At 63.7% G+C, this 7,855-nt stretch carries 7 protein-coding genes; 4 read left to right on the forward strand and 3 right to left on the reverse strand.

Annotated features, from left to right (window positions below; all coding sequences use genetic code 11):
- On the reverse strand, positions 1-776 hold a 776-nt coding region (locus VH499_RS04900; RefSeq protein WP_332051576.1), incomplete at its 3' end, for a radical SAM protein.
- 7 nt (positions 777-783) lie between these two features.
- Entirely contained in the window at positions 784-1,620 is an 837-nt protein-coding gene (locus VH499_RS04905) for a universal stress protein (RefSeq protein WP_332051577.1), read from the reverse strand.
- Between the two features lie 243 nt (positions 1,621-1,863).
- On the opposite strand from VH499_RS04905, the gene VH499_RS04910 reads away from it, so the two are divergent.
- A complete protein-coding gene (locus VH499_RS04910) occupies positions 1,864-2,226 on the forward strand; it encodes a hypothetical protein (RefSeq protein ID WP_332051578.1) in 363 nt (120 codons plus the stop codon).
- A gap of 145 nt (positions 2,227-2,371) precedes the next feature.
- Here VH499_RS04910 and VH499_RS04915 read toward each other — a convergent pair whose 3' ends face one another.
- A complete protein-coding gene (locus VH499_RS04915; protein WP_332051579.1) occupies positions 2,372-3,505 on the reverse strand; it encodes an AraC family transcriptional regulator in 1,134 nt (377 codons plus the stop codon).
- Positions 3,506-3,654: 149 nt separating this feature from the next.
- Between VH499_RS04915 and VH499_RS04920 the strand changes: the two genes are divergently transcribed.
- The 3 genes from VH499_RS04920 to VH499_RS04930 form a co-directional block, all read left to right on the forward strand.
- Positions 3,655-3,888, forward strand: a complete 234-nt coding sequence (locus VH499_RS04920) for a hypothetical protein (protein ID WP_332051580.1) — start codon at positions 3,655-3,657, stop codon at positions 3,886-3,888.
- Between the two features lie 15 nt (positions 3,889-3,903).
- Positions 3,904-5,337: a DUF1254 domain-containing protein gene (locus VH499_RS04925; protein WP_332051581.1), complete on the forward strand. Its 1,434-nt coding sequence runs from the start codon at positions 3,904-3,906 to the stop codon at positions 5,335-5,337.
- A 106-nt stretch (positions 5,338-5,443) separates the two neighbouring features.
- The coding region (locus VH499_RS04930; RefSeq protein WP_332051582.1) for an arylsulfatase at positions 5,444-7,855 on the forward strand (2,412 nt) is incomplete at its 3' end.

A 7,855-nucleotide genomic window follows, 5' to 3' on the forward strand; every position in this document is an offset into this window, starting at 1 on the left:
CGCAGCGCTGCCTCGGGCAGTAACGCCTCGTCGATCAACTTCTGATGCGGCTTCATCCACGGAACGTGCGCATAGCCGAAGACAGCGAAACGGCCGGGTGTCAGTTCCAGCGCGAGATCGAGCGTGCGGCCCAGCGTCTCCATCGTCTGGCACGGGAGTCCGTAGACGAGGTCCAGGTTGAAGCGGGTGATTCCGACTGTGCGCAATGTGCCCATGGCATCCGCAGCGACGTCGAACGACTGCGGTCGGTTGATCGCGCGCTGCACGGCCGGATCGAAATCCTGGATGCCAAGGCTTGCCCGCGTGACGCCGATTTCGGCGAGGGCGTCGGCGAGGGCACGATCGCAGTAGCGGGGGTCGATTTCGAAGGAAACCTCGGCGCCGCTGTGACGGTCGAACAGCGTCGCAATACGTCGGCCGAGCGCCCGGAGCCGGCTGGCGCCGAGCTGGCCCGGCGTGCCGCCGCCCCATTGAATGCCATCGATCAGAAGATCCGGTGTCGCCTGCGCCACACGGAGCAGCTCAGTCGCGAGCGCATCCGCATAGGCATCGAGCGTGCCGGGGCGGCGCATTGCCATGGTATGGCAGGCGCAATACCAGCAAAGCTCCCGGCAGAAGGGCACATGGATGTACAGCGAGGCAGATCTCCCCTTCAGCTCCGCCAGCCACTCGGCGTGCTGCGTCGGCCCGACCGCCGGCGTAAACTGGGCAGCGGTCGGATAGCTCGTGTAACGGGGAACTGGCCGGTCGTAGGCCGCGAGAAGCGCGGGGTCCATGACGCGGTCAGTGCGACATCAGGACGGGCACTGTCATGCTGGACATCAGCGTGCGGCTGACGCCGCCCAGCACCATTTCGCGTAGCCGCGAATGGCCGTAGACACCCATCACGATCAGATCGATGCCGTGGTCGGCCGCGCGCGACAGGATGACGTTACCGATATCGGCGTCGGCCGCGACGTCACGCTGCACGGTCACCTTTACACCATGGCGGGAGAGCCAGGTCGCGACATCGGCGCCGGGTTCGGCGCCATGACCATTTGCGGACGTGTGGGGGTCGACGATCAGCACGACCACTTCCTTCGCCGCCTTCAGGAATGGCAGCGCGTCGACCGCCGCGCGGGCGCTTTCGCGGCTCGCATTCCAGCACAGCATCACGACATCTCCAGGCGGCCTGGCGGCGCCGATTTCCGGCACGACGAGAACCGGCCGGCCGGTCGCAAGGGCCACCGCTTCAGGCAGATCACCGGGAACCGGCGACACGTTCTTTCTGTCGGCCTGCCCCACCACGAGCAAATCGGCATAACGGGCGTTCACCACGAGCTCGTCCTCGGGGTAGCCGTCGACCACTCGCCACTCTGTTGCCAGATGCTTTCCCTTGATCGACTTGCCGAATGTCGCTTCTGCGGTGGCCTGCTCGGCATTTATGCCCTGTTCGTAGGCATCGACCAGCGGTCCCATGGGAAGACCGATGTCGAAGTAGGCGGGCGATTCGAATGGCCGACGCGCGTGAAGCCCGATCAGGCTCGCGCCGAAACGCTCCGTGAGCTCGGTCGCGACGGCCATCTGCTGACTGGCGGTCTTGCTTGCGTCGCAGTGAACAAGGATCGTCTTGTAGCTCATCGTCGCTCTCCTCCGGCGCCACGGGGAGGTCTTCGCGCAGGCAGACGACGGAGGCATTGATTCAGGTCAAGCTCTAAGCGGGCAAGGTTGCAACGACGGTCGTCCTTGCGGACGCACTCGGCCATCGATCTTTCCTTGATCGGTCACCCTTCACCGGCGAAGGCAGAATCCCTTGATCTGGATCATGGGCCATTCAACCCGTGTGCCGGAGGATTTCAACCATTGGAGTTGCCCGGAGGCGACATGAGCCTGAGGAAGATACGTCTGGAACTTGCGCGCACGCCGGACTTTCCGGACGGCAGCCGGGAGTGTGGCTACGAGTTCATGGCGCCGCTCGACCGTAGGGGAAAGCTCGATCCGAGGAACTGGCTGCACGACAAGGGAAGATGCACCGTCCGCCGGTTCTGGAAGGAGGCGGAGGACGAGCATGGCCGTCTGACGCACCATCGTGGCGGCGCATGGTCCTTTTCCTACAAGTCCGAAGACGATGACGAGCCCATCTTTCGCTTCGACAAGCACAAGTTCGTGCCCGGCGAGTATGTTTCCATCACGGAGCACGACGGCATAGCCCGACCGTTTCGGGTCGTCGAGGTGAGCTCGCCATGAGCCAGCCGGAGCGAAACGCCCAAGTCGCAGGCTCACTTGCGACTATGGCGCTGCACTTGGGCGTCCGACCGACTTCGGCGAATGTCGACAATCGCTCGGTCGAATTGCGCAGAGGGCTCTGCAAAGGCTGTGCCGAATCGCGCAGCTACGGCATGGGTTGACGCCCCGGATCCCGAATGTCCGCGGCAGTTGTCCGGCTGTGGTCCGTAACATTGCCCTGACGCCAGGCAGAGGGAGGCTTTCCCGCCCAGGATCTGAAATTTCTGGCGAAGGTGCTCGCCTCCGAATAACCGAGGGCAGAAGCGATCTCGCCGATCGGCAGCGATGTGTCGGTCAGCAACTGACGCGCCATCGCGAACCGCACATCCCTGACCAGGACGGCGATCGACGTTTCGAGCAAGGCGAGACGCCGGTTCAACGTCCTCGGGTGGAGCTTCATGGCAGCAGCGACCCGGCCGACAGAAAGATCTTGCTGTGCAACCGAGGCAATGATCGCCCGCCGACAGAAGAGGACGAACTCGGCGTCACTCGAAGCGGGTGTGGCGAGGAGCCTCTCGAGCCGGCGGTGCGCGGCTCGATCGGCCGTTGCGACGGGCCTCTCGAGCCAGTGCGCCGGAAAGATCAGAACCGATCGCTCGGCGTCGAACGTGACGTCGATCCCGAAGCAGCGCCGGTAGGGACGCTGGTCGGCGGGCACATGGCGTGCCAGTCGAGCCTCCCCGGGAACCCAGTCGGAGCCCATCAGGGATCGTATGACCTGGCAACAAACCGCCAGTGAAAGATCCTGGCCCATCGGCCGGCCCGTTCCGGCGCCGGTGGTCAGGGTGAAGCCGAAGACGACGGTCTCTTCATAGACGGACAAGGTCGGGATGACCCCCCGGCCGTTGAAATGAAGCGACATGACCAAGGATTTCAGAGCTTCGCCCAGGGTATCGGCAGTCCGCATCAGCAGCCCCGGCAGGCCGAGCACGGCCGGCGAGACCGCCTGCCCGAGAAGCAGACCGATATGGCTGCACCCGGATCGGCTGGCGCAGAGTTCCAGCAAACGACCGGCCTGTTCGACCTCGAAGGTATTGTCCGGGGCCGACAGCAGGTCTGGCGGCAAGCCCAGGTCGGCAAGGATCGGCTCGATGGCCAGATCGAAGCGGGCCAGCACCTTCGGCAGGGCCATGAAGGCGCCGGCGCGCAGTCTTTCCCCGCTGAGAACCTGTGTCACCATCGTTTGCGAACCCTTGTCGCGGGTCGCGCAAAGCCACGTCCCCTCAAGAATGAATTGCATTTTGTCGCAAAAGATCAAGCGGATTGTTGCCCGCCCGCACTACCCTGCACGCACGCCGAGGGGGCCCGGAACGTAGCGGCTCGCACGACAGGGCGCGGGTAAGGGGAAACCAGTGCAGTATTGCGTGACAAGAAAGCCTGCATCGATTTGTGTCGCGATGGCACTTCTGGGTGTCGCGACTGGCATCATTGAGCGGCAGCCAGTTCGCCTGGCAGGCCGTCGCCGCCTACACCTATCTGTGGCAGTTCACCGGTTACCAGATCGGGGCAACGATCGGCTTTCGCGCCCTCGGCGTGAATTACAGCTCGAGCGCCAGCCCCGATGCCGTGGGCATCAATGAAACACTCCATGGGCCGATCATCGGCGCCAGTTTTCGTTTCTAGCATCGGAGGAGATCAATGAAGCACGCCAGTCTTGCCATCATGTTCGGAGTTGGACTGCTGCTCCTCCCACCCGCTCCCCACGGCGCCCGGGCCGAGGCTCCGATCACCGAGCAGCAGGCGCACGCGATCGCCGTCGACGCCTATGTCTACTTTTATTCGCTGGTGACGATGGACGTGTCGCGCAAGCAGTTCACCAACATCGAGCCCGGCAAGGAGTTCGGCAAGGGTCCGATGAATATGTTCGTCAACGTCCCGGTCTATCCGCCGGCCGACTTCAAGGGCGTGGTGCGCCCAAACTTCGATACGCTTTATTCGATCGCCTGGCTCGACTTGGCGAAGGAGCCGATGGTCGTCTCGGCCCCCGACACCAACGGCCGGTACTATCTCCTGCCGATGCTGGATATGTGGTCCGACGTCTTCGCCTCGCCGGGCTGGCGGACCACCGGCACGCAGGCGGGTAACTTCCTCGTCACCCCGCCGGGCTGGACTGGCACCGTTCCTGCCGGAATGACGCGCATCGCCGCTCCGACGCCGATCGTCTGGATCATCGGCCGCACCAAGACCGACGGACCGGCGGACTACGACGCCGTCCACAAGATCCAGGCAGGCTACAAGGCCACGCCGCTCTCGGAGTGGGGCAAGCCGCCGAAGCCGGTCGAGGTGAAGATCGATCCGTCGGTCGACATGAAGACTCCCCCCAAGGTGCAGGTCGACACCATGCCGGCCGCCAAGTATTTCGCCTACGCCGCCGAACTGCTGAAGCTGCATCCGCCCCACGTCACCGACCAGCCGATCGTGGCGCAGCTGAAGAAGATCGGCATCGAGCCGGGCAAGAGCTTCGACTTCGACAAGCTGGATCCCGCCGTACGCCAGGCCCTGTCGACGGCACCCGAGGATGCGCAAGCTCTGATGACCTGGAAGGTGGCAACGCTTGCCCGAGTCGTGAACGGCTGGTCGATGAACACCGATACGATGGGCGTCTACGGCAACTACTATCTCAAACGCGCCATCGTCGCCCAGCTCGGCCTCGGCGCGAACCTGCCCGAGGACGCGATCTATCCACTCAATCTGGCTGACGAGTCGGGCAAGCCGCTCGACGGCGCGAACAGGTACGTGCTTCACTTCGACAAGGGCGCGACGCCGCCGGTCGACGCCTTCTGGTCGATCACGCTCTACGACGCCGAGGGCTTCCAGGTGGCGAACCCGCTCAACCGGTTTGCCGTCAGCAGCTGGATGCCGTTCAAGTCCAATCCCGACGGCTCTCTCGACATCTATTTCCAGAACGAGAGCCCGGGCAAGGAACGCGAGGCCAACTGGCTGCCGGCACCAAAGGCTCCCTTCAACCTCACGATGCGGCTGTACAGCCCGCGATCCGAGGCATTGACGGGCAAATGGAACCCGCCACCGGTGACACGCGGGCACTCGCTCCCTGTGCTGGGAGGTCAATAAGTCCGGTTGGGTGGTTGCGTAGGCGTTCCGCGTGCCCTTTGACCTGGATTGAGTCGACAACTCGGCCGAGCTGTCCGGCTTGTTCCAGCCTCACGGAGGTCCTGTCATGGCGACGTTCCATTCGTCTGGATTCCTTGCACCGGTAGTGTTCGCCGCCATTCTTCTGGCTGGGACGACGATCGCTCATGCCCAGCAGATCACCGGCACGCCCGGATCGCCGGGCGCCACAACCACCATCGACGGCGCGCAGATTCCTGCGCCGCCGCAGAAATTCGAGGGCAAGATCGAACGCAGCGCGCCGCAATCGAGGCCCTACTGGCCTGCGCGTGTCGCGCCGCCCAAGGGTGCACCGAATGTGTTGCTGATCATGACCGACGACGTGGGCTTTGGCGCGCCCGGCACCTTCGGCGGGGTGATCCCGACACCGGCACTCGACCGCATCGCCAACGAGGGCCTGCGGTACACCAACTTCAACTCGACGGCGCTCTGCTCGCCGACGCGCGCCGCGTTGATCACCGGGCGCAATCACCATTCGGTGGGCTTCGGCGTCGTGGCCGAGCAGGCCACTGGCTATCCCGGCTACAACAGCATCATCACCAAGGACAAGGCCACGATCGGCACGATCCTGCGGGACAACGGCTATCGCACAGCCTGGTTCGGCAAGAACCACAACACGCCCTCGTTCCAGGCGAGCTCGGACGGTCCGTTCGACCAATGGCCGATCGGCATGGGCTTCGAGTATTTCTACGGGTTCATGGGCGGCGACACCAACCAGTGGCAGCCTGACAACCTCGCCCGTAACACGACCTATATCTATCCCTTCGAGAACAACCCCAACTACAACCTGATCACTGCGATGGCGGATGAGGCGATCGGCTACATGAACCGGGTCAACACGCTGACGCCCGACCAGCCCTTCTTCGTCTACTACGTCCCCGGCGCCACGCACGCACCCCACCACCCGACGCCGGAATGGATCAAGAAGGCGGAGGACATGCACTTGTTCGACAAGGGCTGGAACGCGCTGCGCGACCAGATCTTCGCCAACCAGAAGCGGCTCGGTGTCATTCCGCAGGATGCCAGGCTGACCCCGTGGCCCAGCGATCTCCTGAAGAACTGGGATGCGCTTTCGGCCGACGAGAAGAAGATGTTCATTCGCCAGGCCGACGTCTACGCCGCCTACCTGATGTATGCCGACCACGAGATCGGCCGCGTCATCCAGGCGGTCCAGGACATGGGCAAGCTCGACAACACGTTGATCATCTACATCAGCGGCGACAACGGTTCGAGCGCCGAGGGAACCTTGGTCGGCACGCCGAACGAGGTCGCGATGTTCAACGGCGTCGAGGTCCCGGTCGACGTCCAGCTCAGGTACTTCTACGACGTCTGGGGTTCCGACCGGACCTACAACCACATGGCCGTGCCGTGGTCGTGGGCGTTCGACACACCGTTCTCCTGGACCAAGCAGATCGCCTCGCACTTCGGCGGCGTGCGCCAGGGCACGGCGATCTCGTGGCCGGCCGTGATCAAGGACAAGGGTGGCATCCGCACCCAGTTCCATCACATCATCGACATCGCGCCCACGATTCTCGAGGCCACGCACATCAGGGAACCGAAGGTCGTCGACGGCATTGCGCAGAGCCCGATGGAAGGCACCAGCATGGTCTATACCTTCGACAAGGCCAATGCGAACGCGTCCTCGCGGCACAAGACGCAATACTTCGAGATGATGGGCGATCACGCCCTCTATAACGACGGCTGGATCCTCAGCACCAAGGTCATGCGTCCGCCGTGGGACGTCGCGAGCCCGGTCAAGCAGGACCCTGCGAGTTATCCCTATGAACTCTACGACGTCACCAAGGACTGGACACAGACGGAGAACCTTGCCGCGAAATATCCCGACAAGGTCAAGGAACTCGACGCGTTGTTCTGGCAGGAGGCGGCCAAGTATCAGGTCCTGCCGCTCGATGCGACGGTCGCGACCCGCCTGGTCACGCCGCGGCCCAGCATCACCGCCGGCCGCAACGTGTTCACCTATAGGGGTGAGTTGACCGGCACGCCCAATGGCGACGCGCCCAGCATTCTAAACGCCTCGTACAACTTCAAGGCCGAGGTGACGATCCCCGAGGGCGGCGCCGAGGGCATGATCGTGACGCAGGGTGGCCGTTTCGCGGGCTACGGCTTCTACGTCCTGAAGGGCAAGCCGGTGTTCCTGTGGAACCTGGTCGACCTCAAGCGCGTGCGCTGGGAGGGGCCCGAAGCGCTCGCTCCCGGCAAGCACTCGCTCGAGTTCGACTTCAAGTACGACGGCCTCGGCATCGGGACACTCGCCTTCAACAACATGAGTGGCATCGGTCGCGGCGGCACCGGTGTGCTCAAGGTGGACGGCAAGCAGGTCGCGAGCCAGAATATGGACCACACGATACCGTTGATCCTGGCGTGGGACGAGAACTTCGATGTCGGGGCGGACACCGGAACACCGGTCGCCGACGAGGACTACAAGGTTCCGTTCAGATTC

This window comes from Reyranella sp. (assembly GCF_036558665.1).
GTDB lineage: Bacteria > Pseudomonadota > Alphaproteobacteria > Reyranellales > Reyranellaceae > Reyranella.

Bases quoted from the DNA above. Each gene is read 5' to 3' on its own strand.
- VH499_RS04905 (WP_332051577.1), bottom strand. From the start codon at position 1,620: ATGAGCTACAAGACGATCCTTGTTCACTGCGACGCAAGCAAGACCGCC.
- VH499_RS04910 (WP_332051578.1), top strand. From the start codon at position 1,864: ATGAGCCTGAGGAAGATACGTCTGGAACTTGCGCGCACGCCGGACTTT.
- VH499_RS04915 (WP_332051579.1), bottom strand. From the start codon at position 3,505: ATGCAATTCATTCTTGAGGGGACGTGGCTTTGCGCGACCCGCGACAAG.
- VH499_RS04925 (WP_332051581.1), top strand. From the start codon at position 3,904: ATGAAGCACGCCAGTCTTGCCATCATGTTCGGAGTTGGACTGCTGCTC.